Annotated in this window: 23 protein-coding genes and 1 pseudogene; 19 read left to right on the top strand and 5 right to left on the bottom strand. The window is 63.5% G+C overall.

Going from position 1 to position 25,015, the window contains the following annotated elements:
* Positions 1 to 99 precede the first annotated feature (99 nt).
* Together P9217_RS15570 and P9217_RS15565 are read right to left on the bottom strand one after the other, a co-directional pair.
* The gene (locus P9217_RS15570) at positions 100 to 1,035 is read right to left on the bottom strand and encodes a choline ABC transporter substrate-binding protein (protein ID WP_278087215.1); all 936 of its coding nucleotides are present in this window, start codon (positions 1,033 to 1,035) and stop codon (positions 100 to 102) included.
* A 23-nt stretch (positions 1,036 to 1,058) separates the two neighbouring features.
* Positions 1,059 to 1,181, bottom strand: a complete 123-nt coding sequence (locus P9217_RS15565) for a hypothetical protein (protein WP_259979959.1) — start codon at positions 1,179 to 1,181, stop codon at positions 1,059 to 1,061.
* An 87-nt stretch (positions 1,182 to 1,268) separates the two neighbouring features.
* Here P9217_RS15565 and P9217_RS15560 point away from each other — a divergent pair, with 87 nt between their 5' ends.
* The 8 genes from P9217_RS15560 (at position 1,269) to P9217_RS15525 (ending at position 11,550) form a co-directional block, all read left to right on the top strand.
* A complete protein-coding gene (locus P9217_RS15560; protein WP_278087214.1) occupies positions 1,269 to 1,880 on the top strand; it encodes a thymidine kinase in 612 nt (203 codons plus the stop codon).
* Positions 1,881 to 2,213: 333 nt separating this feature from the next.
* Positions 2,214 to 3,302 (top strand): hypothetical protein, encoded by a 1,089-nt coding sequence (locus P9217_RS15555; protein ID WP_067326485.1) that lies wholly within the window; start codon positions 2,214 to 2,216, stop codon positions 3,300 to 3,302.
* Positions 3,303 to 3,336: 34 nt separating this feature from the next.
* Positions 3,337 to 4,482: a hypothetical protein gene (locus P9217_RS15550; RefSeq protein WP_278087213.1), complete on the top strand. Its 1,146-nt coding sequence runs from the start codon at positions 3,337 to 3,339 to the stop codon at positions 4,480 to 4,482.
* A 24-nt stretch (positions 4,483 to 4,506) separates the two neighbouring features.
* Positions 4,507 to 6,417, top strand: coding sequence for an ATP-binding protein (locus P9217_RS15545; RefSeq protein ID WP_278087212.1), 1,911 nt, complete (start codon positions 4,507 to 4,509; stop codon positions 6,415 to 6,417).
* Positions 6,418 to 6,519: 102 nt separating this feature from the next.
* Positions 6,520 to 6,936, top strand: a complete 417-nt coding sequence (locus P9217_RS15540) for a DUF559 domain-containing protein (protein WP_278054563.1) — start codon at positions 6,520 to 6,522, stop codon at positions 6,934 to 6,936.
* Positions 6,937 to 7,045: 109 nt separating this feature from the next.
* Positions 7,046 to 8,353, top strand: a complete 1,308-nt coding sequence (locus P9217_RS15535) for a DUF6638 family protein (protein WP_095823294.1) — start codon at positions 7,046 to 7,048, stop codon at positions 8,351 to 8,353.
* 16 nt (positions 8,354 to 8,369) lie between these two features.
* The gene (locus P9217_RS15530) at positions 8,370 to 9,494 is read left to right on the top strand and encodes a DUF2333 family protein (protein ID WP_067326471.1); all 1,125 of its coding nucleotides are present in this window, start codon (positions 8,370 to 8,372) and stop codon (positions 9,492 to 9,494) included.
* A gap of 376 nt (positions 9,495 to 9,870) precedes the next feature.
* On the top strand, positions 9,871 to 11,550 hold the full coding sequence (locus P9217_RS15525) for a formate--tetrahydrofolate ligase (protein WP_067326468.1): 1,680 nt from the start codon (positions 9,871 to 9,873) through the stop codon (positions 11,548 to 11,550).
* Positions 11,551 to 11,724: 174 nt separating this feature from the next.
* On the opposite strand, the gene P9217_RS15520 is transcribed toward P9217_RS15525, so the two are convergent.
* Complete coding sequence (locus P9217_RS15520; RefSeq protein WP_095801697.1) at positions 11,725 to 12,366, bottom strand: cysteine hydrolase family protein; 642 nt, start codon at positions 12,364 to 12,366, stop codon at positions 11,725 to 11,727.
* A gap of 127 nt (positions 12,367 to 12,493) precedes the next feature.
* Between P9217_RS15520 and P9217_RS15515 the strand changes: the two genes are divergently transcribed.
* The gene (locus P9217_RS15515) at positions 12,494 to 13,477 is read left to right on the top strand and encodes a helix-turn-helix domain-containing protein (protein ID WP_278087211.1); all 984 of its coding nucleotides are present in this window, start codon (positions 12,494 to 12,496) and stop codon (positions 13,475 to 13,477) included.
* On the opposite strand, the gene P9217_RS15510 is transcribed toward P9217_RS15515, so the two are convergent.
* A complete protein-coding gene (locus tag P9217_RS15510) occupies positions 13,464 to 14,021 on the bottom strand; it encodes a sugar O-acetyltransferase (protein ID WP_278087210.1) in 558 nt (185 codons plus the stop codon). The genes P9217_RS15515 and P9217_RS15510 overlap by 14 nt on opposite strands.
* 133 nt (positions 14,022 to 14,154) lie before the next feature.
* On the opposite strand from P9217_RS15510, the gene P9217_RS15505 reads away from it, so the two are divergent.
* The 5 genes from P9217_RS15505 (at position 14,155) to P9217_RS15485 (ending at position 20,576) form a co-directional block, all read left to right on the top strand.
* Positions 14,155 to 14,616, top strand: coding sequence for a DUF4126 domain-containing protein (locus P9217_RS15505; protein WP_278087402.1), 462 nt, complete (start codon positions 14,155 to 14,157; stop codon positions 14,614 to 14,616).
* Entirely contained in the window at positions 14,613 to 15,989 is a 1,377-nt protein-coding gene (locus tag P9217_RS15500) for an FAD-containing oxidoreductase (RefSeq protein ID WP_127323546.1), read from the top strand. The genes P9217_RS15505 and P9217_RS15500 overlap by 4 nt, the downstream gene beginning before the upstream one ends.
* Positions 15,990 to 16,142: 153 nt before the next feature.
* Entirely contained in the window at positions 16,143 to 17,198 is a 1,056-nt protein-coding gene (locus P9217_RS15495; RefSeq protein WP_278087209.1) for a succinylglutamate desuccinylase/aspartoacylase family protein, read from the top strand.
* Positions 17,199 to 17,433: 235 nt separating this feature from the next.
* Entirely contained in the window at positions 17,434 to 19,623 is a 2,190-nt protein-coding gene (locus P9217_RS15490; protein WP_095801838.1) for an anthranilate synthase, read from the top strand.
* Between the two features lie 5 nt (positions 19,624 to 19,628).
* The gene (locus tag P9217_RS15485; RefSeq protein ID WP_095801702.1) at positions 19,629 to 20,576 is read left to right on the top strand and encodes a cation diffusion facilitator family transporter; all 948 of its coding nucleotides are present in this window, start codon (positions 19,629 to 19,631) and stop codon (positions 20,574 to 20,576) included.
* Positions 20,577 to 20,838: 262 nt separating this feature from the next.
* Here P9217_RS15485 and P9217_RS15480 read toward each other — a convergent pair whose 3' ends face one another.
* A complete protein-coding gene (locus P9217_RS15480) occupies positions 20,839 to 21,921 on the bottom strand; it encodes a hypothetical protein (protein ID WP_278087208.1) in 1,083 nt (360 codons plus the stop codon).
* A gap of 107 nt (positions 21,922 to 22,028) precedes the next feature.
* Between P9217_RS15480 and P9217_RS15475 the strand changes: the two genes are divergently transcribed.
* From P9217_RS15475 to P9217_RS15455, 5 genes and pseudogenes are all read left to right on the top strand, one after another.
* Positions 22,029 to 22,463 carry a DsrE family protein gene (locus tag P9217_RS15475; protein ID WP_278053646.1) on the top strand — a complete coding sequence of 145 codons (435 nt, stop codon included), beginning with the start codon at positions 22,029 to 22,031 and terminating at the stop codon, positions 22,461 to 22,463.
* Positions 22,464 to 22,546: 83 nt separating this feature from the next.
* On the top strand, positions 22,547 to 23,332 hold the full coding sequence (locus P9217_RS15470) for an SDR family oxidoreductase (protein ID WP_082953952.1): 786 nt from the start codon (positions 22,547 to 22,549) through the stop codon (positions 23,330 to 23,332).
* A gap of 52 nt (positions 23,333 to 23,384) precedes the next feature.
* Complete coding sequence (locus P9217_RS15465; RefSeq protein ID WP_095781246.1) at positions 23,385 to 23,696, top strand: putative quinol monooxygenase; 312 nt, start codon at positions 23,385 to 23,387, stop codon at positions 23,694 to 23,696.
* 76 nt (positions 23,697 to 23,772) lie between these two features.
* Complete coding sequence (locus tag P9217_RS15460) at positions 23,773 to 24,876, top strand: AbrB family transcriptional regulator (protein WP_278087207.1); 1,104 nt, start codon at positions 23,773 to 23,775, stop codon at positions 24,874 to 24,876.
* A 52-nt stretch (positions 24,877 to 24,928) separates the two neighbouring features.
* Positions 24,929 to 25,015 (top strand): annotated as a pseudogene (locus P9217_RS15455) (3-oxoacyl-ACP reductase); the annotation flags it as partial.

Raw genomic sequence — 25,015 nt, 5'->3', positions numbered from 1 at the left:
CGCCCTTGCCGAGCGGTCACCTTCTCACAGCATATGAAAAAGGGCAGCCTTTTCCAGCGGCTGCCCCTTTCCGGAGATCATGCCGGACTCAAAGCCGGCTCAGCTCCCGAGCGCGGTCTTGATGGCCGCAGCCGCATCGCCGCCGTCGAAGGTGGTCACGCCGGCGATCCAGGGCGCGATCGCGTCCGGATGCTTCTTCAGCCAGTCGGTGGCGACCGTCTGGGCATCGCCGCCTTTCAGGATCGCGTCCATCATCTCGCCTTCCATGTCGAGATTGAATTTCAGGTTGGAGATGAACTTGCCGGCATTCGGGCACTCGGTGGTGTAGCCCTTGCGCGTGTTCGTATAGACGGTGGCGGCGCCGAAACCGCTGTCGCCCATCCCTTCGAGATAGGTGATCTTCATCGCGCCCATCACCGGATGCGGCGTCCAGCCGAGGAAGGCGATCCACTCATTGTTCTTCATCGACTGCTCGGCCTGCGTCAGCATGCCGGCTTCCGAGGACTCGACCAGCTCGAAGCCTTCGAGATTGTCCTTCGGGTTCTTGATCATGTCGAGGATGATGCGGTTGCCGTCATTGCCGGCCTCGATGCCGTAGATCTTGCCGTTGAACTTGTCCTTGAACTTGCCGAGATCGGTCAGCGTCTTGACGCCCGCATCCGCGACATAGGTCGGCACGACGATGCCGTAGCCGGCGCCGGTCAGATTGGTGCTTACCGTCTCGACCGAGCCGTCGGCGGTATAGTCCTTGATGTCATTGGTCATCGACGGCATCCAGTTGCCGAGAAAGACGTCGAGGTCCTTGTTCTTCAGCGACGCATAGGTCACCGGCACCGAAAGCTGGATCACCTGCGGCTCGTAGCCGAGCGCGGTGAGCAGCACCGAAGCCAGCCCGGTGGTTGCCTGGATATCGGTCCAGCCGACATCGGACAGTCGGACGGCCTTGCAGCTCGCCGGATCGCCGGCATAGGCCGCGGTCGTGGACAGAAGCGCCGCCAGCCCGAGGCCGGCGACGAAGGATTTCATACGCGACATGAACTTTCTCCCATTGCGGTTTTTTAAAGCGGCGCGAAGTCACGGTTCTTGCGCCCGCCTTGTTTCGCCAGCCAAACACCATTTTGATGCGGTTTCAAGCGGTTCCACACCGCGATCAACGGCGCGCGCTTGCCATTCAGCGACATGCCGCGCTTTCCGGCGGGCCCGCTTTTTTGGTGGAAGGAGCCCGCGGCCCCTTCCCCGCCCCGCGGCAATTGAGCTTAAACACCCATATGGCCAAGCTCTACTTCAACTACGCAACGATGAATGCCGGCAAGACGACGATGCTCCTGCAGGCATCCTACAACTATCGCGAACGCGGCATGACGACGATGCTGTTCGTCGCCGGCCATTATCGCAACGGCGACAAGGGACTGATCTCGTCGCGCATCGGTCTCGAGACCGAGGCCGAGATGTTCCGCGACGGCGACGATCTCTACGCCCGCGTCGCCGAGCATCATGAGCACACCATCGTGCATTGCATCTTCGTCGACGAGGCGCAGTTCCTCGAGGAGGAGCAGGTCTGGCAGCTGGCCCGCATCGCCGACCGGCTGAACATCCCGGTCATGTGCTACGGCCTGCGCACCGATTTCCAAGGCAAGTTGTTTTCCGGCTCGCGCGCGCTGCTCGCCATCGCCGACGATCTGCGCGAAGTGCGCACCATCTGCCGCTGCGGCCGCAAGGCGACGATGGTCGTTCGCCTCGGTCCCGACGGCAAGGTGGCAAAGCAAGGCGAGCAGGTGGCGATCGGCAAGGACGTCTATGTCTCGCTCTGCCGCCGGCACTGGGAAGAGGAAATGGGCAGGGCTGCGCCCGACGACTTCATCGGCTTTGCCCGCAACTGAGACGGGGAGCCTCGCGACTTCCGACTAAGTTGGGCAATCGCTGCCATCGGCCGGCCGATGGCCGCTTGATTGCCACGATTCGGCACAACAGATTTGCACACTTCCCAGCGCCGCAGCTTGTCCGCAAAAACAAGAGCTTAAGGCATACCAGCTAAAGCTGCCTGAAGGCGGCGCGCATTACTCGGCATGAGCATGCTTGCCTTATCTTTCAAGGACCTGGCCAATTCTTTTGTTTTGCCACGTCTCCCTGTCTTCCTTCTTTCAATCCCTTGAGCCCCCACATATATTCGGCGACGTGCGACACGAAACCGGATGCCGAAGCGGGAGGCCCCTATGGCGACGTTGCAGAATTTCGATGCCGAAATTGCCAAGACCAAGCGGGTCGTCGAGGACATGCGCACCAAGATCGAGCAGTCCGGAACCGTGCTCGACACGCTGGCGCAGGCCGACAGGAAGATCGGCGATGCCAATTTCGACCTCGAGAACGCCCGCATCGAGGACGTGCTGAAACAGCAGAAGGTCATGGAAGGCAATATCGCCGACCTGATCATCGGGCTGGAGGACGCCACCAATGTCTTCGGCGCCGAATTCGAGAGCATGAAGAGCTACACCGGCTGGGAAAATCTCGTCGGCGTCTTCTCCGAGCAGCGCAAGCAGCGCATGCGCACCGACCGCGTGCGCAACATGTCGCTCGCCGGCAATTTGCAGGAGCTGCTGGCGAAATCGGACACCATCGTCGGCATCCTGAAAGCCCAGAAGCAGATCCTCGACCAGCGCTACAAGACCTCCGAGGCTAGCCTGTCGCAGGTGATCGAGCGCCGCAAGGCGACCATGACCAATCTCGAGGCGGTGCAGAAACGCATTGAGGAACTCAACCCGATGCTGCTCGACATCGAGAACAAGATCGCCGCCTCGACCAGCCAGAAGGAGCGCACCCAGCTCGAGGGCGAGCGTTCGAAGATGGCGACCGAATACAACGAGAAGCAGGCCAAGGAGCAGGAGCTGCTGGCCGAAAGCCAGACGCTGGAGCGCTACACCTCGATGTTTCAGACGTTTGTCGATTCCCTCAACAACCAGATCGCCGCGCAGTCGACGCTGATCAACAAGCTGACAATCGACACCGAGCAGCGCATCGTGCTCTACAAAGCTCTGGAAGACTCGCTGAAGACGGCCGCCCAGCAGGACGTCGCCCACAAGATCAACACGCTGGGCAGCCAGGTCGACAACACGGCCGAGGAGACGATGGCCGGCATCGGCGCCGCTTCGCAGAAGCACATCGGCGATCTCTTGGAGATGCACGAGAAGAATATGGTGGCCACCGCTGACATCCAGCGCCGCAAGAAACTCGCCGACGACGCCTTCGCCCGCCGCTTCGACGAGGTGATGAAGAAGCACAATTCGGCGAACTACGTGCAGCAGTAGGCGGTGTGACGGCATTCTTCGACACGGCGGTGCCATGACCCCCGAAAATGAAGCGGCGGCGCGCTACTTCTTCGCCATCACCGCGGCGCTGAGCGGGCTGGAACTGTTCATGCGCGACGACCGCTCGCCGCTCTACCGGCACGGCATCGTCGCCAAGATCGTCGCCGAATACATCGCCCGGCTGGAAAACTCATTCGACTGCTGGCGCAACCGGCTGGGCTTCATGGATACGTTCCGCATTTCGCGCGCCGACAGCGGCTATCCGGTGTTCCAGAATCTGCTCGAATTGGAGAACGACCGCCGACAGGCAGATAGCCGGCTGGCCAACATTCCGCAGGCCGGCGAGTTGCGCGAGGAGATGGCCGACTTCATCCTGCGCCACAAGGAATTCCCGGTGGCGCTGCAAAGGTCGATGGCCGAGCGGCTCTATCTGGAGGGTGTCAAGAGCGAGACCACCTTCGGTCCGTTCACCCTGGCGCAGACGGCCAAAGTCTCGGTCAATCCGAAGACCATGCGGCCTTACTACCTCGTCCACTGGGCCTCGTTCGACGGCAGCGCCAACCTGCCGCTGATCTATATGGTGACGGTCGAGGACTCCTCCGAGAGCATGATGCGACAGCTCGTCGACGCGAACGGCAAGCTGAACGAGAAGATCGACATTCCGCTTCCTGTCGATGGCCTGCTCAACCCCGAGCTTGCCCACCGCTTCGACGATTTCACCGAGAAGAATTCCGCCTACACGCTGTCGCCGGCGACCATCGCGGTCAATCTCGACAAGGATTTCGAGCCACTGCACCCGAAGCAGTTGCGGCGCGTCGTGCTCGGCCCGTTCTATTCGGCCGGGATCACCGAGAACAATTCGACGGTTACCGAGGTTCTGGCCAAGGTGCGCAAGCCGGAGAACGCCTGGCTGCTCACCTGGACCATCCAGGAAGTCTTTTCCAAGTCCGAGAAGCCCGGCCGCAAGGGGCTGTTCTCCAGCGAAAAGTCTACGCAGGAATTCTTCATCAACACCGACGACCTCGAAGCGGCGCGCCAAGGCGTCTCCAGCTACGAGAACCACGCGCTGATCCCGCACGAGGCCTATCAGGCGCTCTATGCCGCGGGCGAAGCGCAGAAGATCTTTTCCGGCTACAAGGTCCACATCCTGTCCAAAGGGCAGGTCATCAGCGATGTGTGACCGTCGAATCGCGGAGTATCCGTAATGGACACCGGGCTGACCACGATCTCGGAATCGACAATCGAAAAGCATTGCGCCACCGCGCAGAGCTTCATCACCCGCATCGTCGTGCTGGAGGATCCATCGCGCGAGTCCGGCACCGCGCTCGCCGGCACCAACCGGCGCTTCGTCTCGACCGTCTCGGCCGGTTCGGTGCGCCGCACGCGCGAGGTCGAACTGTCGAAAACGGTCGCCGCGATCCATCCCGACGACCAGCTGATGAGCATCCCCCAGCACATGCTTCTCTACCGCGCCCGCCGCGGCCTGGCGATCGCGCTGGCCATATCGGATGTCTTTGCCGAGGGATCCGATCTCGAAAGCCTGCAGGCCAAGAACGCGCGTGCCCCGCTCGAAGGCGACGAGGCGGCGACATTCAAGAAGCTGCTGTCGGCCTCCGCCTACGTTTCGGCTTTCAGCTTCGCCTCCTACCTGTTCCAGCTGATCGACAGCGACGGCGAGGCGCCGAACGACAGTCCCGAACCCGACTTCCTGTTCGACACGCCGCAGGACGCGGTGAAGTCGATCGTGGCCGGCCTCGACAAGGCGATTGCCGGCTCCAAGGACGATGCCGATCTGATGACCAGGGCGCGCGCATTCGCCCGCGTCGCCATCGACGGGCTGCTCGCGCGCAAGGGGCGCTTCGACGGCATCGGTCCGTTCGAGAACGCGCATATCCGCATTGATGCCGACGACTTCACCCTCGACGGTTTCGACGTCGCGCCCGGCAAGCGCTTGAAGCCGCTGGTGATGACCTTCAAGAAGCCGGAAGAGGTCGTCGGCAATCACATTGCCAAATACCAGTCGGTAAAGCTTGCCAAGATGCTGATGGCCTATGATTTCGACCGCGAGCTGAACCCCTTCGTCGAGCTCGGCGGCTTTCTGTTCACCTTCATCGGCGACGGCGCGCCAGGCACCGGCAAGACGACGCTGATCCAGATGATCGCCGGCCTCGTCAACAACTACTGTCAGGTCGCCGGCTATCCCTTCGTCTACGAGAATTTCGGGGTCGACCAGATTTCTTCCTACCAGGGCAAGTCCGGCCAGAACTGCCGGCAGTTCATCAACAATGTGCTCAATCCGCGGGCCATCGGTTTCGGCACCATCGACGACATCGACCAGGTTGCGGCGCGCCGCTCCGATGACCGCGCATCCGCCGGCCAGCAGGAGATCACGGGCGTCCTCATGGACGCATTCGCCGGCGCTTCCACCGTGGTGCGCGGCAACTGCTCCTTCGGCATGTTTTCCAACTACCCCGAAAATGTCGACGATGCGCTGCGCCAGCGCGCCGGCGCCCGCTGGCTGGTCGACGGCCCGCAGAGCCGTGACGACTACATCGACGTCTTCGTGCTGCTCGCCGGCAAGAACCACAAGATCCCGCTGGGCGAGCACGAGCTCTATGCCGCGCAGGAAATCCAGCGTGCGGTGACTGCCGCTTATGAGGAGCACGAGAAGCCGCAGGAAGATGGGCTGATGAAGGTCTATGAGCGCTATATGAAGGAGAACGGCGCGCCGAAGACGATGGCCGATATCGGCACCTACCTGCACATGATCAAGAATGCCGAGCCGCGCTTCACCGGCCGCGCCATCAAGAATGTGACCGACGCCATCAAGATGCGCGCCATGGATATCGAGCTGCCGGACGACTGGTTCGAGAAGCCGGAAGCCTTCATGCACAAGAGCTACGACGACAAGAAGGCGATGATCGAGGAGTTGCGCGGGCCGTTCTCGATGGACATGGTCATGCAGGAGATCAACCGCTACGCCGATTCCGAATTCCGCTACTCCGACAAGTCCGACGACGCGGCGGTCGAGAAGCTTTTGCGCGACGCGCGGCTCCGCGAACGCGCCGCGCGCGAGATGGAGGAGCTGAAGAACAAGGGGCTTTGGAATGCGTAGGCTTCCTTCGCTGCCCGCAAGTGCGGAAGGATGTGGTGCCAACGTCGGCGCCTCCCTCTCCCCGTCCTTCACGGGGAGAGGGTAAGGGTGAGGGGCAGCGCCGTGCGTGGACCAGAAGTCGCTACAACGAAACGGGCAAGACGCCTCCGGCAGTCGGATAACGACGCGGAAACAGCTCTTTGGATGGAACTGCGCGACAGACGATTGAATGGCCATAAGTTTGTGCGGCAGTTTCCGATAGGCAATTATTTCGCTGATTTTGCCTGCAGGGAGTGCCAGCTCGTTGTCGAGGTCGATGGCAGCCAGCATGCAGGCAACAGCTACGACCAGATCAGGGATCGCTTCCTGGTCTCAAACAATTGGTCCGTTCTCCGCTTCTGGAATGTCGATGTCTTGAAGAAGCGGGATGAGGTGCTCGAAACCATACTTGCTGCGATCGAATGCCGTCTCGATCGTCTGATCGAGACGCACGAGCTTCGATTCATTGCTGCCAGCGGCTACGGGGAGACAAATCTTTGATCGTTGGCGCCGCCCCTCACCCTTACCCTCTCCCCGTCAAGAACGGGGAGAGGGGGGCGTCGGCGTTGCCGCTTCGCCTTTCGAGGCTACATCCGTCGGACCTTTGCCAATGACCCGTCCCGCCAAAAAGCCCGACCTTCTGCGCGACAACGAGCTGATCTATGGCAGGCTGCTCGTCGTCGATGAACCGCATCTCATCCAGCGCTACAACAAGGCTCTCGTCGCCTTCGGCCTCGAGCCGACCAAGCTGACGAGCTTCCAGATCGACCGCACTGGTTTCTCGCCCGAGGTGGCCGAGGAATGCGGCGACTACGGCTATCTCGATCCCAACGAGGTCAACCGGCGCTTCATCATCCTGACGCCGTCGCAGATCGATCTGCCGGTCGTGCACACCGCCTTCTCCAACACCTCGCAGCTGATGTTCGAGTTCATGTCCAAGAACCAGCGCGCCATCGACGCGCTGACCATCAAGGACGTCATCTACGGCGAGATCGAGGACTCCGTCCCCAAGGTCGACGACATCGAGGACCTGCTGTCGATCAATCAGGTCGAGTTCAAGGTATTGTCGGCCGAGGACGTGCTCGGCAAGGCGGCCGAACTCGGCAAGCTGGTCGACCGGCTGAAGCAGGAACCCGACGCCTGGCGCGACAACGCCATGCTCGAGCGAATGGTCGGCCTCGCCAAGGTCTGCGGCGACATCCGCGAGAACGCGCTGGTGCCCGATCAGGTGATCTTCCGCCACAACGCCTACTGGACCAGCCATTTCGGCGGGCTCTACGTCTTCGTCGACCCCGACATGACGACGGTGATCAGCGATCCGGCTGCGCCCGGCTTCCGCCGCTCGCGGCCCTGGCAGGTGAGCTATCTGTCGATCAACGACGCCGACAAGGTATTCCGCTTCCTCGCCGCCACGGGCCGCCTGGACCTGCCGCGCGCTTCCTGGATCGAGACCTCGGGCTATCTGGAGCACCGCGCCGAGATGGTGGTGAGGGCGCTGATCCGCGATGCCGAGCCCAACCGCAACTTGACGGACGTCGACAAGGTCTGGCTGCAGACCTGGATCCACAGCCATGCCGACCTGATTGCCAGCGACGGCAATTTCCCTTTCCTCAACGCCGCCAAGCGCGAGATCGCCCAGTTCGGCCACCTGAAGCTTGAAGATGTGCCGCCGCGCCAGCGCTTCCTGGTTGTGCGCGCCAAGCCCGATCATCCCGATGCCTGGCTCACCAATCAGTTGATCTCGGATTTCGTGCCGCAGGACTTCGTCTCGCGCTACGTCTTCAATAAACCGGGGTTCTACAAGGACTTCGACGGCTTCAGCGATGCATGGCGATCGCATGTTGTGGACGTTCTGAAAACCACATATTTGAAGGACAAGGCCGCGTTCCGCGCGCGCCTTTACGGCTTGACGGACTGAGGGGGTGACGAGAGCCATGCTTGATCCGATCGTGAATTTCTTCACCCGGATTTTCCAGTGGATCGGCCGCGGCATAGGCTTCGTCGTCGGCATTATTCTCTGGCCGTTCATATGGGCCGGCCGCTGGTATGGCCAGCGCGGCTGGATCCTGAAGGCGGTGGTCGGCCTCGCCTTGCTGGTTTTGATCGGCCTTTACGCCAACTTCTTCTACGCCACCCAGTGGTGGAACAATTTCGACCCGAACTATCCCGACAAATACACCTTCGAGAAGCGCAGCGTCTCGGCCGGCGAGCAGGTCTCCGCCGGCGCTGGCACCGACACCGCCAAGACCTGCGGCAACTCAGGGATAGCCCAAGTGGCTGCCGATCTGACGGACTTTAACGTCAACCAGAATGCCTGGGTCTCCTCGATGATCCTTTACAAGCTCGGCTTGTTCGGCATCGACTGGGACCATACGCCGTGGATGGACAACAAGGCCTCTTTCCAGCGCGGCATCAACCAGGCGGTCCGGCGCACCGCCACCGAGCTAGCCGACAATCTCGGCCGCGTGCGCACCACCTCACAGATCGACGCCGACCTGCAGGATGCACGCGGCAATCTGCAATTCGACGAAGAGACCTGGTATTTCGGCCTCAACCCGTTCGGCCCCAAGACGCCGACGCCGAGCTACTACCGCGATGCCGTGCGCAAGCTGCGCTCCTTCAACGCTCGCCTTGCCAGCTGTCAGGCGACGTTCGATGCCCGCGCCGACAATCTGAAGCAATATATCGACCGCATCGCCAGCGACATCGGCTCGACCTCCGCGATCTTGAAGGAGCGCGCCGAGAACCATAATGACGGCTGGTTCGACTTCCGCGCCGACGACCGCTTCTGGTTCGCCTATGGCCAGCTCTACGCCTATTACGGCCTGATGAAAGCGGCGCAGGCCGACTTCGAGGACGTGATCAAGGAAAAGCACCTGCAGAATTTGTGGGACACCATGGACGCGCAATTCGTCTCGGCACTGCGCATCCAGCCCTTCATCATCGCCAACGGCCGCGAGGACGGCTGGCTGTTGCCGACGCATCTGACAACCATGGGCTTCTATATCCTGCGCGTGCGCTCCAACATGGTCGAGATCAGCAACGTGCTCAGCCAATAGCGCGGCCGCCACAGCAGGAGGGTGGCGGATTTGCGCCGTCGCGTCTGTCGCATTCCGCGCATTGCGCGGCTGTTTTGAGACGGCGGAACGATCCCTGCTCTGGCTTCTATACGCTCGCAACGACCGAGCGCCAAAGACCCTTGAGAAGGTCGGCCGGGAACGCAATAATTTCTTCGCAGGAAACATAGTTGCATGAAAGTTGACGCCGTGACAGCGACAGGGTTAGAACATGCCCTTGCGTCCGGGCGGAAACGCAGAACCGCCCTGTTTCCTCGTTTAACGCAATTCCGGACGGCAGACCGTCTCACACTTTTCCTGGAATTGCTGTAGTGATCGAACCCCTCCCCTCCACCGCCCAATCCAGAGGAAAGCCGTCATGGCCGAAGTGAAGTCCGACATCGAGATCGCGCGCGCCGCCAGGAAGAAACCGATCCAGGAGATCGGCGCCAAGATCGGCATCCCTTACGAGCACCTTTTGCCCTATGGCCACGACAAGGCGAAGGTCTCGGCCGAATTCATCAAATCGGTGAGGGGCAACAAGGACGGCAAGCTGATCCTCGTCACCGCCATCAACCCGACGCCGGCCGGCGAAGGCAAGACGACCACCACGGTCGGCCTCGGCGACGGCCTCAACCGCATCGGCAAGAAGGCGATCGTGTGCATCCGCGAAGCCTCGCTCGGCCCGAACTTCGGCATGAAGGGTGGCGCCGCCGGCGGCGGCCTGGCCCAGGTGGTGCCGATGGACGATATGAACCTCCACTTCACCGGCGACTTCCACGCCATCACCACGGCCCACAACCTGCTTTCGGCGCTGATCGACAACCACATCTACTGGGGCAACGAGCTCGGCATCGATACCCGCCGCGTCGCCTGGCGCCGCGTCATGGACATGAACGACCGGGCGCTGCGCGAGATCATCTGCTCGCTGGGAGGCGTCGCCAACGGCTTCCCCCGTGAAGCAGGCTTCGACATCACCGTCGCTTCGGAAGTCATGGCGATCCTGTGCCTTGCCACCGACCTCAAGGATCTTGAGAAGCGCCTCGGCGACATCATCGTTGCCTACCGCCGCGACAAGTCGCCGGTCTATGCCCGCGATCTCAAGGCCGACGGCGCCATGGCCGTGCTTTTGAAGGACGCCATCCAGCCCAACCTGGTGCAGACGCTGGAGAACAACCCGGCCTTCGTGCATGGCGGCCCGTTCGCCAACATCGCGCATGGCTGCAACTCGGTCGTCGCCACCACGACGGCGCTGAAGCTTGCCGACTACGTCGTGACCGAAGCCGGCTTCGGCGCCGACCTGGGAGCCGAAAAATTCTTCGACATCAAGTGCCGCAAGGCCGGGCTCCAGCCGGCGGCCGCCGTGATCGTCGCCACCGTGCGCGCCATGAAGATGAATGGCGGCGTCAAGAAGGAAGATCTCGGCAAGGAAAACATCGAAGCGGTCAAGAAGGGCTGCCTCAACCTCGGCCGTCACATCGAGAACGTGAAGCAGTTCGGCGTGCCGGCGGTGGTAGCGATCAACCACTTCACCACCGACACCGACGCCGAAATCCAGGCGATGAAGGACTTCGTCAAGGCGCAGGGCGCCGAGGCGATCCTGTGCAAGCACTGGGCTCAAGGCTCGGCCGGCATCGAGGACCTGGCGAAGAAGGTTGTCGAGATCGCCGAATCCGGCGCCTCGCAGTTCTCGCCACTTTACCCGGACGAGATGCCGCTGTTCGAGAAGGTCAACACCATCGTCAAGCGCATCTATCGCGGCGACGAGGCGATCGCCGACAAGTCGATCCGCGACCAGTTGCATGCGTGGGAACAGGCAGGCTACGGCAATCTGCCGGTCTGCATGGCCAAGACCCAGTACTCCTTCTCGACCGACCCGAACCTGCGCGGCGCGCCGACCGGCCATACCGTGCCGGTGCGCGAGGTCAGGCTCTCGGCCGGCGCCGGCTTCGTCGTCATCATCTGCGGCGAGATCATGACCATGCCCGGCCTGCCCAAGTCGCCCTCCTCGGAGAAGATCTTCCTCAATGAGCAGGGCCAGATCGAGGGCCTGTTCTAGGCAGCGTTGGGAGCTGAAACGACCAAGGGCGCCGCACTGCTGCCGCGCCCTTTTTCTTTCGGAGTTGGTGCGGCTAGAGCAGTTCCAGGAAAAGTGTGAGCCGTTTTCCGTCCGGAATTGCGTCAAAAACAAAAAGCCAGAGCATTTCGCCGTTTCCGTGAAACGGTGAATGCTTTAGGCAGCGTTCCGCTTCAGCGCCCGCTGGTTCGACGCATAGATCGTGTCGCGCTCCGGCAGGGCGCCGGTCTTCAGGCAATCGATCCATTCGGCGGTCTTGAGCACCGCGGCGAAGCGCGACTGCAGCACCACGCTCACCACGCGATGGATTTCTTCGGCAGACGCGTAGCCGGCGCTGTTGGCGTAGGGAACCGAGCCGCTGGCATCCGAGAGGAACTCGACGGCAAAGCCCATATGCACCGCATGGATGATGGTCGACAGGTCGCAATTATGCGTCATGTAGCCGACGACCGCGATCGTATCGATGTGGTTGGCGCGTAGCCAGTTCTCGAAGTCGGTGCCTGTGAAGGCGGAGGGCAGCGTCTTCTCGACATAGTGGTCGCGGGCGCGCCCGGCGATCTCGGGATGCAGTTCGCCGCCATGGCTGCCCTTGGCGAAGATCGGCGAAGTCTCCGGCGCCATCTGCTTCACGACAACGACCTTGATGCCGGCAGCAGTGGCGGCGTCCATGGCGCGCGCCACGTTGGCGACGCTGTCGGCGAAGGGCGGATGCTGGATGGCGAGATTGCCGCCATTGTAGTCGTTCTGGACATCGACGACGACGAGTGCGCGGCGTGGCTGGGTGGCTGGTGCTGACATGGCGGTTCCTTTCGAGCGGGTTGATAGGTGGCGAAGCTAGGCCGAACATCTATTCCCAGGAAGTGGCCCAATTGACATTATTCGAAAGAATTGGGACACTCTTTGCCGTAACCTGGTGATGTCTGCCATGCGCACTCCGATCGTCGCCGTCGTCGCCTTCGACGGCATCAGCCCGTTCCACCTTTCCGTGCCTTGCCTGGTCTTCGGCGCGGACCGCACCAAGCTCGGTCTGCCGCGCTTCGACTTCCGCGTTTGCGCGGCGGAGCAAGGACCTATCCATACCGATGCCGGTTTGAGCATTTCGGTCCCGCACGATCTTTCGGCGCTCGACCAGGCCGACATCGTCATCATCCCAAGCTGGAAAGATCTCGATGCTCCTCTGGCCGCTGCGCTCAAGCATGCGCTCGAACGGGCACATGAGCGCGGCGCGCTGATCGTCGGCCTCTGCCTCGGCACCTTCGCCATCGCCGCCGCCGGACTGCTGGCGGGACGCAAGGCCACCACGCATTGGGCCTATACCGACCAGTTGCAGACGCTGCACCCCGATATCGCCGTCGATGCCGACGTGCTCTATGTCGATGAAGGCGACATCGTTACCTCGGCCGGCGTCGCCGCCGGGCTGGACTGCTGCCTGCACATTGTGCGCGCCCGCTACGGCGCCGAGGCAGCGCTTCGGCTCGCCCGCCACGTCGTGCTGTCGCCGCACCGGCAGGGCGGACAAGCTCAGTTCATCGAGCGCCCGCTCGCGCCGACGCCAAACGCCGACCGGTTCACAAAGGCACTTGACGGGGTGCGGGCAACGCTTGGCGAAGCTCACACCCTGGACAGCGTCGCCGAAGCAGCTGGCCTCACCCGCCGCACCTTCACGCGTCGCTTCCAGAAGACGACCGGCACCAGCTTCGGCAGCTGGTTGGCCGAACAGCGCTTGGCGCTGGCGCAGAGGCTGCTGGAACAGACCGACAAATCGATGGACATGGTGGCCTTCGAGGCCGGCTTCGGCAGCGCCACGTCGCTGCGCCAGCATTTCGCGGCGCGGCTCAGAACCTCCCCGATGCAGTACCGGCGCGAATTCTCGAAGGGCAGCGCGCAGGTCGCCCTCAGCGGCGTGTAACCACCCGCGCCGGGTTGCCGACCACGGTCGCATTGGCCGGAACGTCGCGCGTCACCACCGCGCCGGCGCCGACGATGGCGCCTTCGCCGATGCTGACGCCGGCGAGGATCACCGCGCTGCCGCCGATCCACGCGTTGTCGCCGATCGTCACCGATTTGGCGATCTCCAATCCGGCCAGCCGCCCGGCGGCCTCGCGGTGATGCTCGGCGCAATAGATCTGCACATTGGGGCCAAGCAGCGTCCTCCTGCCGATCTTCACCGGAGCGGTATCGAGAATGGTGCAACCGGCGTTCAGGAAGGCGCCCTCGCCGAGAAACAGGTTGAAGCCGTAAGCGCAGTGGAACGGCGCCTCGATGCGCGCGCCCTCGCCTAGGCCGCCGAGCAGCGCTCGCAGTGTCGCGCCGATGTCGCCGCGCTGCCGGGGCGGCATGCTGTTGTGCTCGAACACTGCGCCGCGGGCGGCCACCCGCATCGCCTCCAGCTCCGGGTCGATGCAGCTATACCATTCACCCGCCGCCATCTTCATGCGCTCGCTTGTCGTCATGGCTGCTCCTCCATTCCCGTCCCGCTGCCAAAGCACAATCCGCCCGACCGGAAAAGCCCATGGCCAAACGCCAGGCCTATGCTAGCTTGCCATCCGCGGAACCGTGCGGAGCTCCGAATTTGAGGGGATGATGATGCTCTACATTCTGGCATTGCTGATTGGCGTCGTCGCCGGCCTTCGCGCCATGACCGCGCCAGCGACCGTTGCCTGGGGTTCGTATCTCGGCTGGATCCCGGTTGCCGGCACCTGGGCAAGCTTCATGGGCCACTGGATCGCGGTCGGCATGTTCACCGTCCTGGCGATCGTGGAGCTCGTCACCGACCAGTTGCCGTCAACGCCGAGCCGCAAGGTGCCGCAGCAGTTCGGCGCGCGCATCGTCACGGGCGCCTTCTGCGGCGCGGTGATCGGCGCCACGGTCGGCGCCACCATCGGCTGCCTCATCGCCGGCGCGATCGGCGCGGTGATCGGCACGCTGGGCGGCGCGGAAGCACGCGCAAGGATGGCTGCCGCCTTCGGCAAGGATCCGCCCGCCGCCTTCATCGAGGACGCGGTGGCGATCATCGGCGGCCTGCTGATCGTGGCAGCGGTCGCATGAGCGCGAAAAACTTCGACGCCATCGTCATCGGCGCCGGCCAGGCCGGCCCTTCGCTCGCCGGCCGGCTCGACGCCGCCGGCATGAGCGTTGCGCTGATCGAGCGCAAGCTTATCGGCGGAACCTGTGTCAACACCGGCTGCATGCCGACCAAGGCGATGGTGGCGAGCGCCTACGCCGCGCATCTTGCCCGCCGCGCCGCCGACTATGGCGTCGCGCTCTCCGGTCCGGTCGGGGTCGACTATCAAAGAATCAAGGCACGCAAGGACAAGGTGACCAACGACGCCCGCGGCAATCTCGAAAGCTGGATCGCGGGGATGAAGGGCTGCACGCTTTATCGCGGCCATGCCAGATTCGAATCCGCTAATACAGTGCGCGTCGGCGACGACCTGCTGACCGCGCCAAAAATCTTCCTCAACACCGGCGGCCGCGCCTCCGTGCCGGACCTGCCCGGCGTCAACGACGTCCCCTATCTCACCAACTCCTCGATGATGGATCTCGATGTGCTGCCCAGCCATCTGGTCGTCGTCGGCGGCAGCTATATCTCGCTCGAATTCGCCCAGATGTTCCGCCGTTTCGGCTCCGAGGTCACGGTGATAGAGAAAGCGCCGCGGCTGACGGGCCGTGAGGACGAGGACGTCTCGGCCGCGATCCAGTCCATCCTCGAAAACGAAGGCATCACCGTCCATGTCGGCGCGGAGGACATCGGCTTTGCCAGGCAGGGCAACGGTATCGCCGTGACCTTCTCTGCCGGCAAGCCGCCGGCGGTCGGCTCGCATGTGCTGCTGGCGCTCGGCCGCGTCCCCAACACCGATGACCTCGGCCTCGACAAGGCCGGCGTCGAGGTCGACAAGCGCGGCTACATCGTCGTCGACGACCAGTTGCGCACCAATGTGCCCGGCATCTGGGCCATGGGCGACTGCAACGGCAAGGGCGCCTTCACCCACACCTCCTACAACGACTACGAGATCGTCGCCGCCAACCTGCTCGACAACGATCCGCGCAAGGTCACCGATCGCATCGAGGCCTATGCGCTCTACATCGATCCGCCGCTCGGCCGCTGCGGCATGACCGAGACCGCTGTCAAGAAATCCGGCCGCCGCGCGCTTGTCGGCCAGCGGCCGATGACCCGTGTCGGCCGCGCCGTCGAAAAGGGCGAGACGCAAGGCTTCATGAAGATCCTGGCCGACGCCGACACCGGCGAGATCCTCGGCTGTTCGGTGCTCGGACCGGGCGGCGACGAGGCGATCCACTCAGTGCTCGACCTGATGTATGCCAAGGCGCCGATCTCGACGCTGGCGCGCGCCATGCACATCCACCCCAACGTCTCGGAGCTTCTGCCGACCATCGCCCAGGACTTGAAGCCGCTGGCGTAACGGCAGATCGCCGCTCCACGTCGGGGCCTCTCGGTCTTGGCAAACAGTGCTCAAGGCGTCCGACGGTCGGCTTGCGCCTATCGCGCGGGCGGACTGGACCACTGACACCCTGGCCGCAACCATGCATGTCTGGCCACCCACCGGAGGAACTCCATGCAAAAGACCATCGAGCGCATCGCAGGCGACAGCGAAGGCGTTGCTTATGAATTCCCGGTTTTCCGCTTCGAGGGCACGGACAAGGCGGCGCCCTCGGCCTATCTGCAGGCGGCGCTTCATGCCGGAGAATTGCCGGGTGTCGTCGCCATCGACGCGCTGATGCCGATGCTTGCCAAGGCGGAAGCGGAGGGCCGCATCAGGGGCGCCATCACGTCGGTGCCCTGGGCCAATCCAATCGGTCGGGCGCAATACCATTTCGGCGAGCACCAGGGCCGATTCAATCTCGGCACCCGCACCAACTTCAACCGTGCTTTCCCGCTGCTTGCCGCGCCGGACGCCAAGCTTTTAGCGGATGTCAACATCGGCGGCGCCGATCGCCGGCTGAAGAAGCGGCTCGTCCAACTCTCGCTCGGCAACGACATCGTGCTCGATCTCCACTGCGACGATGAGGGCCTTGCCTATCTCTACATCCACATCAGCCTGTGGCCGCATATGGCCGACTGCGCGGCTGCGATGGGCATCGATGCCGTCCTGCTGTGGAGCGAGGACAGTAGCGGCACCTTCGAGGGCGCCTCGATCATGCCCTATCAAAATGTGCCTGCGAGCGTCGCGCGCTTCGACCGGCGCGTCGCCACCACGGTCGAATATCGCGGCATGCTGGATGTCCACAGCGGCTTGGCCGCCTCCGATGCCGCCGGCCTCTACCGCTTGCTGGTGACGCGCGGCGTCATCCAGGACCCTTCCGTCCCGAAGGCGAGCAGCTTCTCCGGCGCCGTCGTACCGCTGGAAAACATCGAGATGATGCCTTCGCCCAAGGCCGGCGCCATCCTTTACGACGTCAAGCCCGGCGACCGCGTCAACAAGGGCGACCGGCTGGCGACGATCGTCCATGCGCCCGGCGAAGCCGGCGGCCGCACCGAGGTGTTCGCGCCCCAGTCGGGTTTCATCCTGACCCGTCGTTCGCGCCGCATCATTCGCGCCGGCGAGGATCTTTTGAAGCTTGCCGGCGACAAGAGGAGCGCCGACGCGCGCTCCGGCACGCTGGAGGACTGACGGGCCGGCTTTACCGTTCGCGTGAAATCCAGTTGCGTGGGCCGTCATTCGCCGCTATGGGAGTCGCCATGAACATGCGTTCGAACAAGACCGTTTGGTGGTGGGCTCGCTGACAGCGGCCGGTTCGAACGCGCATGCGTGAAAATGAGGGTGGCCGCAGCGGAATGTCCGGGCGGCCATTTGTTTTTCCAAGCCATTCCCGGGTCCGTTGCCCAAAACGCTGATGGAGACGGCAATGACGACTACAGTTCTGGACAACGGGGCGGAGCGCTTCGTCACCGCGGGCGGGGTGACGATCACCCGCGAACGCCATGACCAGCCCTATGAAGGCGCGATTGACGCCTATGTCGACGGCCTGAATTCCCGCCGCGGCGCGGTGTTCTCCTCGAACTACGAATATCCGGGCCGTTACACGCGCTGGGACACGGCCATCATCGATCCGCCGCTGGTGATCTCGGCGCGCGGCCGCGCCATGCGCATCGAGGCGCTCAACCAGCGCGGCGAAGTGCTGCTGCCGGTGATCGGCAAGGCGCTTGGCGAGCTGAGCGAGGTGGCGATTGCCGAGAGCTCGAAAAAGCTGATCCGCCTCGATGTCGCCAAGCCCGGCCGCGTCTTCACCGAGGAAGAGCGCAGCCGCGTGCCGTCCGTCTTCACGGTGCTGCGCGCCATCACGGCTTTGTTCAAGACTGCCGAGGACGCCAATCTCGGCCTTTACGGCGCCTTCGGCTACGATCTCGCCTTCCAGTTCGACCCGGTCGACTACAAGCTCGAGCGTAAGCAGAGCCAGCGCGACCTGGTGCTGTTCCTGCCCGACGAGATCCTCGTCGTCGACCACTATTCGACCAAGGCCTGGACCGACCGCTACGACTATTCCGGCGAAGGGTTTTCCACGGAAGGCTTGGCCCGCGATGCTCATGTCGAGCCGTTCAGGACCGCCGACCGCATCCCTCCGCGAGGCGATCACGAACCCGGCGAATATGCCAATTTGGTGCGCCGGGCGATGGAGAGCTTCAAGCGCGGCGACCTGTTCGAGGTCGTGCCTGGACAGATGTTCTACGAGCGTTGCGAGACCCAGCCCTCCGACATTTCCCGCAAGCTGAAGTCGATCAACCCCTCTCCCTATTCCTTCTTCATCAATCTCGGTGAAAACGAGTATCTGATCGGCGCCTCGCCGGAGATGTTCGTGCGCGTCAACGGGCGTCGGGTCGAGACCTGCCCTATCTCCGGCACCATCAAGCGCGGCGACGACGCCATCTCCGACAGCGAGCAGATCCTCAAGCTGCTCAACTCCAAGAAGGACGAGTCCGAGCTCACCATGTGCTCGGACGTCGACCGCAACGACAAGTCGCGCGTCTGCGAGCCGGGCTCGGTGCGCGTCATCGGCCGCCGCCAGATCGAGATGTATTCGCGCCTGATCCACACCGTCGATCACATCGAGGGACGGCTGCGCGAAGGCATGGACGCCTTCGACGCCTTCCTGTCACACGCCTGGGCGGTCACCGTCACCGGCGCGCCGAAGCTGTGGGCCATGCGTTTCATCGAGCAGAACGAGAAGAGCCCGCGCGCCTGGTATGGCGGGGCGATCGGCATGGTCAATTTCAACGGCGACATGAACACCGGGCTGACGCTGCGCACCATCCGCATCAAGGACGGTATCGCCGAAGTGCGCGCCGGCGCCACATTGCTTTTCGACAGCGTTCCTGAGGAAGAAGAAGCCGAAACCGAACTGAAGGCATCCGCCATGCTCTCCGCCATACGCGACGCCAAGACCGGCAACGCCGCAGGCACCGAACGCACCACCGCGCGCGTCGGCGACGGCGTCAACATCCTGCTCGTCGACCACGAGGACTCGTTCGTCCACACGCTGGCCAACTACTTCCGCCAGACCGGCGCCACTGTTTCCACCGTGCGCACGCCGGTGCCGGAAGAGGTGTTCGAGCGGCTGAAGCCCGATCTCGTCGTGCTCTCCCCCGGCCCGGGTACGCCGAAGGATTTCGATTGCGCCGCGACCATCAGACGAGCGCGCGCCCGCGACCTGCCGGTCTTCGGCGTCTGTCTTGGCCTGCAGGCGCTGGCCGAAGCCTATGGCGGCGAGTTGCGGCAGTTGCACATTCCGATGCACGGCAAGCCCTCGCGCATCCGTGTCTCGAAGCCGGGCATCATCTTCTCGGGGCTGCCCAAGGAAGTGACCGTCGGCCGCTATCATTCGATCTTCGCCGATCCGGTGCGCCTGCCCGAAGGTTTCGTGGTGACGGCCGAGACCGAGGACGGCGTCATCATGGCCTTCGAGCACCGCAAGGAGCCGATCGCCGCCGTTCAGTTCCACCCGGAATCGATCATGACGCTCGGCCACAATGCCGGCATGCGCATCATCGAGAACATCGTTGCGCATCTGCCGCGCAAGGCCAAGGAAAAGGCTGCCTAGCAACGATGGCCGCGGTGGAAGACACGGCGACGGCGGCCGCAAGAGCCGCCGCGAAGCGCAAGATCGCCAGCCTCGCTTTCTGGTCGATCGTCATCGCCTTCCTGGTGATGGGGCTGAAATTCGTTGCCTGGCAGATGACCGGCTCCGTGGCCCTCTATTCCGATGCTTTGGAATCCATCGTCAACGTCATCACTTCAGCAGCCGCTCTCTGGGCGATCCGCATCAGCCATAAGCCCGCCGATAGCGACCATCCCTTCGGCCATCACAAGGCCGAGTATTTTTCTGCGGTGCTCGAGGGTGTTCTGATCGTCGTTGCGGCGCTGCTGATCATCGCCAAGGTGTGGCAATCGCTGCAGAATCCCGCGTCGCTCGAACAGCCCTGGCAGGGCTTAGCGATCAATGCCGGCGCGGCGCTCGTCAATGCCGTCTGGGCATTCGTGCTGATCCGCAACGGCCGCAGCGAACGATCGCCGGCCCTGGTCGCCGACGGCCAGCACATCATGACCGACGTGCTTACCTCGGTCGGCGTCATCGTGGGCCTTGTCGCCGCGGTGATGACTGGATGGCATATCCTCGACCCGCTGCTTGCGCTTCTTGTTGCGCTAAACATTCTCTATCAGGGCTGGAAGCTTACCGGAGAGTCGCTGAGCGGACTGATGGATCGTGCCGTCGACACCCAGGAGCACATGCAGATCCGCGATATCATCTCGGCCAATTCGAAGGGTGCGCTGGAGGTGCATGACCTGAAAACCCGCATCGCCGGGCGAGCGACCTTCATCGAGTTCCACCTCGTCGTCGACGCCGACATGACGGTCGGCGCCAGCCATGTCATTTGCGACCGCATCGAGGACGCGCTGAAGGCCGAGATCCCCTCGGTGCGCGTCACCATCCATGTCGAGCCGGACGACGAGGCGAAGCTGCCGAAAGGCACAACGGCGGTGCCTTTCGCCTGAAGCGATTTCCAGGCACGCCTTGGAAAATTGGCCGGGCCTCCGCGGTGTCGTCATCCCTGGAAGAAGCAGGAGCGAAGCTCCATCGCCGAGACCCCTGGGATCCATGCCGTGGCCTTGGCCGAAGCATGCAGCGAAGCAGAGTTCTGCACCGTTTCAACGCTTTAGCATAACGGCATGGATCCTATGGCTGCGCGCGTCGCTTCCCTCCTTGCTCCGCATAGGATGACGAAGCGCCACACTTTAGAGTGACGAAGTGGCACACTCACGGCGTGCAGGCCGACTGCGGCATCGGATTGAGTCTGTACACCTTGTCGTCGGACGTGGTCTTGCCGCCCGCCATCTTCGAGCAGAGGTCGACGATGGCGAGCGCATTGTTGGGGTTGGCCAGCAGCATCGTGCCGCTGGCGCCCCGCTTGAGAAAAATCTCCTTCTGCGAGATGTCGCAGGCAAAGTCGCTCATCTTGGAGCTGGCCGAGCAGCGCCACTGATCGGCCTCGCCCTGGCAGGAATAGGTCTGCGTAACCTTGGCCTCTTTCTGCCTGGTCGTCACCGAGATGGCGATGTCGGCGCCGTCTGGCCAGTTGGCGGCATCGCCACCGGCGGCAAAGGAAGCGAGCTCGATCGGCCCGCGGAAGACGCGGATCGACTGCGTCATCTGGTCCGGATGGGATTTCAGATGCGCGTCGTCATAGTCGCGGCCGTAGCAGAAGGGCTGGTCCGGCTTCAGCCGCTCGCGCAGCGGGGCCCCGATCGCCGGGTCGATCGGATCGATGCGCGCGAACTCCGCCTTGCAGGTGTCGGCCGGCATCGGATCGAGACGGAAATTATCGTCTTCGCTGCCCAGCGCCTGCTCGTTGTATTTCGCCTTGCCGAGATCCTCCTCCGCGCCGGCGTCGAGATAGACGTCAGGCTGCACGTTGGAGAGGATCAGCCGGCCCTTGTCGTCGACTTTCAGCGAGGCCAGCGTGCGGTCGCATTCCATGCCGCAGCGGATGCCGCTCGCCTTGTCGCTCGGATCCTCCTTGTTGCACCAGCCAGCCGCCCATTCCGGCTTCTTGGCGCCGCGCACCGTGGTGGTGAGAAAGCCGTTATAGGCAGCGTCGGACATCGAGCTCGGCTCCTCGTTCGGCCGGCTGGCCGGATCGTGGCCATGGTAGAAGAAGATGCGCGCCACCTTCTGGTGCGGATGCGCCTTGAGATGGGCGGCATCATAGACCCGGCCGAAGCAGACGTCGGCGCCGTTCGGGCTGAGTTCGGTCAGCTTGGGGGCATCATCTGCGAGCGCCGCGCCGGCAATGAACAGCGCGGCACCCAGCATCGCGCCTGCCACCATCCTCGACGTCATGTGATCCTCTCCTCGCACCGACAAGACGTGATTGCGATTCATGCTAGTCTAGGCACGAAGGCTGGGCCACGCAAACTTGCGAGGGCCGCCGGATCGAGGAGGATGCGATGCTGCGCCGTGACGTTTTCAGCGCCGGTCTTGCCGGAGCGGCCGGTTTTTTCGGTCTTCGCCAGGCGAGCGCCGGCACCGGCGAGGACAGGCTGAAGGTCGCCTACCATCTCAGCGACGCCGAGAAGGTCAACTTGGTCCTCGGCAACATCAAGAACCACTATGAGGGCACCGGCGGCAATGTCGAGGTCGTGCTGGTCGTTCACGGGCCGGCGCTTGCGGCCTTCAAGTCAAAGAGCGCTTCCGGCGCGACCTCCAGCCGCTTTGCCGGCCTCGTCCAGCAGGGACTTGTTCCGCAGGCCTGCAGCAACACCATGCATGGCATGGACATCGCACTGACCGACCTGCTTGCCGGCTTCCAGGTCGCGGAGAAAGGCGGCGTGGTCAAGCTCGCGGAGCTGCAGCGCCAGGGCTATGTCTATCTGCGGCCCTGAATTCGCGCCCTGATCTTGCCTTGACTTGAACACCTGGCCGGGAAGCGTCTACCAATTGCCAGCGCAATCCTGGAGATATCGACGTGCCAACTGACCCGACCACGCTTGTCATTCCCGATCTTGCCGGCAAGGCGGTGCTGGTCACCGGCGCGTCGACCGGGATCGGAGCAGCCCTCGCCCTCGCCTATGCCCGGCAGAAATGCCGCGTTGCGCTGCATTACAACTCAAGCCGGGAAGCCGCCGAAGAGCTCGCCAAAACCATCCGCGACGACGGCGGCGAGGTGTTCTTGACGCAGGGCGATTTTTCGGTTCCCGCCGACGTCGAGCGCGTGGTCGAGGGGAGCGCTGAACATTTCGGCCGGCTCGACGGGCTGGTCAACAATGCCGGCGGCATGCTCGGCCGCGTTGCCTATGCCGAGCAGACCGAGGCCCATTACGATGCGGTGATGGATCTCAACGCGCGCTCGGTGCTGACGGCCTCGCGCAGAGCGATCCCATGGCTGAAGCGCCAGGGCGGCTTCATCATCAACACCACCTCGATCGCCGCCCGCAACGGCGCCGGCGGCGGCGCCGGCCTCTATGGCTCGTCCAAGGCCTTCGTCTCCAACGTGACGCGCGGCATGGCCAAGGAGCTGATCGGCTTCGGCATCCGCGTCAACGCCGTGGCGCCCGGCACCATCCTGACCCCGTTCCACGAGCGCTATTCCACCGCCGAGCAGATGAAGGGCATGGTCGCCACCATTCCGCAGGGTCGCGCCGGAAGGGCCGAAGATTGCGTCGGCGCTTACCTGTTCCTGTCTTCCGACCGCTTGAGCGGCTACATCATCGGCCAGGTGATCGAGGTCAATGGTGGCCAGTTGATGCCGTGAGCTGGCGATTGCATACTCAGCTCAGCGTGCAACCTGGAGGGAGAGGAAGGGAATGTTCGGACTGATCGGCAAGATGCGGGCGGCACGCGGCCAGCGCGATGCAGTCATGGACGTGCTGCGTGAGACGACCGGTGCCCTGCCCGGCTGCCTGAGCTACATCATCGCCACCGATCCGGCCGATGCCGACGCGATCTGGGTCACCGAAGTGTGGACCGATCAGGCAAGCCATAAGGCGTCCCTGCAACTGCCCGAAGTCCAGGCGGCAATCGCCAAGGCGCGTCCTTTCATCGCCGGCTTCGAATTCCAGGTCGAGACCCATCCTGTCGGCGGCTTCGGCCTTCCGGCCCCCGAGAAGGGCAGCTGAGCGCGAGACCGTCGCCAACGGCATTTCCGCGGGAAAATGGGTTCGCATTTGTCCGTGCCCGGGCTAAGAGCCGGATATGGACTCTTCATCAGAAGGACCGTCACTGGAGCAACCGTCTGTTCAACGCATGACGCGATTGCGCCCGCTGCAGCAGTGGCTGGCGCTGGTGGTGCTCTCGCTGCTCTTTGCCGGCGCGCTGGAATTGGCCGCCTTGCCTGCGGCGCTGCTGATCGGCCCGATGCTTGCCGCGATCCTGGCCGGCACCAACGGCGCCACGGTGCGCGTACCCCGCGCGCTGTTCGGTTCCGCTCAGGCCGTGGTCGGCTGCCTGGTGGCGAATTCGATCTCGGTCGACATATTTCCGGTCTTCTACGCCGAATGGGCGCTCTTCTTCGGGATGGTGGTGGCGACGCTCACCGCCTCCAGCCTGCTAGGCTGGCTGATCAGTCGCTGGCGCATCCTGCCCGGCACCACGGCGGTCTGGGGTTCCTCGCCGGGCGCCGCCACCGCCATGGTGCTGATGGCCGGCGCCTTCGGTGCCGACCAGCGCCTCGTCGCCTTCATGCAATATCTGCGCGTCATCTTCGTTTCGGTGACGGCGGCGCTCGTCGCCAAGATGTGGGTCGACACGTCGGGCGTCGAAGTGCCGCCCATCATCTGGTTTCCGCCGATCGATCCATTGGCCTTTGGCGCCACCCTTGGCATCGCGGTCGTCGGCGGCCTGCTCGGCAAGCTGCTCAGACTGCCCTCGCCCTTCTTCCTTGGCACCTTCATCTTTGGCGCGGTAATCCATCTCGGCTTCAGCGTGCCGATGCAATTGCCGCCCTGGCTGCTGGCCGTCAGCTACGCCATGGTCGGCTGGTTGATCGGGCTGAACTTCACCCGGCCGATCCTGCGCCACGCGGCACGCGCCCTGCCGCAGATCATCGCCTCGATCGTAGCGCTGATCGCCTTCTGCGGCGGCATGGCTTTCGTCATCAGCGGCGTGCTCGGCATCGATCCGCTGACCGCCTATCTGGCGACCAGCCCCGGCGGCATGGACAGCGTCGCCATCATCGCCGCCGCCGCGCAGAACGTCGACATCTCCTTCGTCATGGCGCTGCAATCGGCCCGTTTCCTCGTCGTGCTGCTTGTTGGGCCAAGCGTCGCCAAGCTTGTGGCGCGAAACGTCAGGGACTGATCCGCGCTACCAAGTGCATGGAGAAGCAGAGGAAGCGACCATGAACCGTCGTTTGAATGCTGTCGATCTCTCTGGCCGCGTCGGGGTCGTGACGGGCGGCGCGCAAGGCATCGGCCTTGCGGTCGCCCCCCGCCGGCGG

It is taken from the genome of Mesorhizobium sp. WSM4989, from assembly GCF_029625795.1.
Classification (GTDB): Bacteria; Pseudomonadota; Alphaproteobacteria; order Rhizobiales; family Rhizobiaceae; genus Mesorhizobium.
Note: the sequence above shows the minus strand (reverse complement) of the source record. Positions and strands in the feature narration are given on the sequence as shown.

What these genes read in the sequence shown, in the direction of transcription:
- P9217_RS15500 (WP_127323546.1), top strand. Translation starts at nt 14,613, where the DNA reads ATGAGCGCGAAAAACTTCGACGCCATCGTCATCGGCGCCGGCCAGGCC.
- P9217_RS15570 (WP_278087215.1), bottom strand. Translation starts at nt 1,035, where the DNA reads ATGTCGCGTATGAAATCCTTCGTCGCCGGCCTCGGGCTGGCGGCGCTT.
- P9217_RS15530 (WP_067326471.1), top strand. Translation starts at nt 8,370, where the DNA reads ATGCTTGATCCGATCGTGAATTTCTTCACCCGGATTTTCCAGTGGATC.
- P9217_RS15480 (WP_278087208.1), bottom strand. Translation starts at nt 21,921, where the DNA reads ATGACGTCGAGGATGGTGGCAGGCGCGATGCTGGGTGCCGCGCTGTTC.
- P9217_RS15495 (WP_278087209.1), top strand. Translation starts at nt 16,143, where the DNA reads ATGCAAAAGACCATCGAGCGCATCGCAGGCGACAGCGAAGGCGTTGCT.
- P9217_RS15510 (WP_278087210.1), bottom strand. Translation starts at nt 14,021, where the DNA reads ATGACGACAAGCGAGCGCATGAAGATGGCGGCGGGTGAATGGTATAGC.
- P9217_RS15465 (WP_095781246.1), top strand. Translation starts at nt 23,385, where the DNA reads ATGTTCGGACTGATCGGCAAGATGCGGGCGGCACGCGGCCAGCGCGAT.
- P9217_RS15505 (WP_278087402.1), top strand. Translation starts at nt 14,155, where the DNA reads ATGCTCTACATTCTGGCATTGCTGATTGGCGTCGTCGCCGGCCTTCGC.
- P9217_RS15565 (WP_259979959.1), bottom strand. Translation starts at nt 1,181, where the DNA reads ATGTCGCTGAATGGCAAGCGCGCGCCGTTGATCGCGGTGTGGAACCGC.
- P9217_RS15520 (WP_095801697.1), bottom strand. Translation starts at nt 12,366, where the DNA reads ATGTCAGCACCAGCCACCCAGCCACGCCGCGCACTCGTCGTCGTCGAT.
- P9217_RS15460 (WP_278087207.1), top strand. Translation starts at nt 23,773, where the DNA reads ATGGACTCTTCATCAGAAGGACCGTCACTGGAGCAACCGTCTGTTCAA.
- P9217_RS15555 (WP_067326485.1), top strand. Translation starts at nt 2,214, where the DNA reads ATGGCGACGTTGCAGAATTTCGATGCCGAAATTGCCAAGACCAAGCGG.
- P9217_RS15525 (WP_067326468.1), top strand. Translation starts at nt 9,871, where the DNA reads ATGGCCGAAGTGAAGTCCGACATCGAGATCGCGCGCGCCGCCAGGAAG.
- P9217_RS15475 (WP_278053646.1), top strand. Translation starts at nt 22,029, where the DNA reads ATGCTGCGCCGTGACGTTTTCAGCGCCGGTCTTGCCGGAGCGGCCGGT.
- P9217_RS15535 (WP_095823294.1), top strand. Translation starts at nt 7,046, where the DNA reads ATGACCCGTCCCGCCAAAAAGCCCGACCTTCTGCGCGACAACGAGCTG.
- P9217_RS15485 (WP_095801702.1), top strand. Translation starts at nt 19,629, where the DNA reads ATGGCCGCGGTGGAAGACACGGCGACGGCGGCCGCAAGAGCCGCCGCG.
- P9217_RS15490 (WP_095801838.1), top strand. Translation starts at nt 17,434, where the DNA reads ATGACGACTACAGTTCTGGACAACGGGGCGGAGCGCTTCGTCACCGCG.
- P9217_RS15550 (WP_278087213.1), top strand. Translation starts at nt 3,337, where the DNA reads ATGACCCCCGAAAATGAAGCGGCGGCGCGCTACTTCTTCGCCATCACC.
- P9217_RS15560 (WP_278087214.1), top strand. Translation starts at nt 1,269, where the DNA reads ATGGCCAAGCTCTACTTCAACTACGCAACGATGAATGCCGGCAAGACG.
- P9217_RS15545 (WP_278087212.1), top strand. Translation starts at nt 4,507, where the DNA reads ATGGACACCGGGCTGACCACGATCTCGGAATCGACAATCGAAAAGCAT.
- P9217_RS15515 (WP_278087211.1), top strand. Translation starts at nt 12,494, where the DNA reads ATGCGCACTCCGATCGTCGCCGTCGTCGCCTTCGACGGCATCAGCCCG.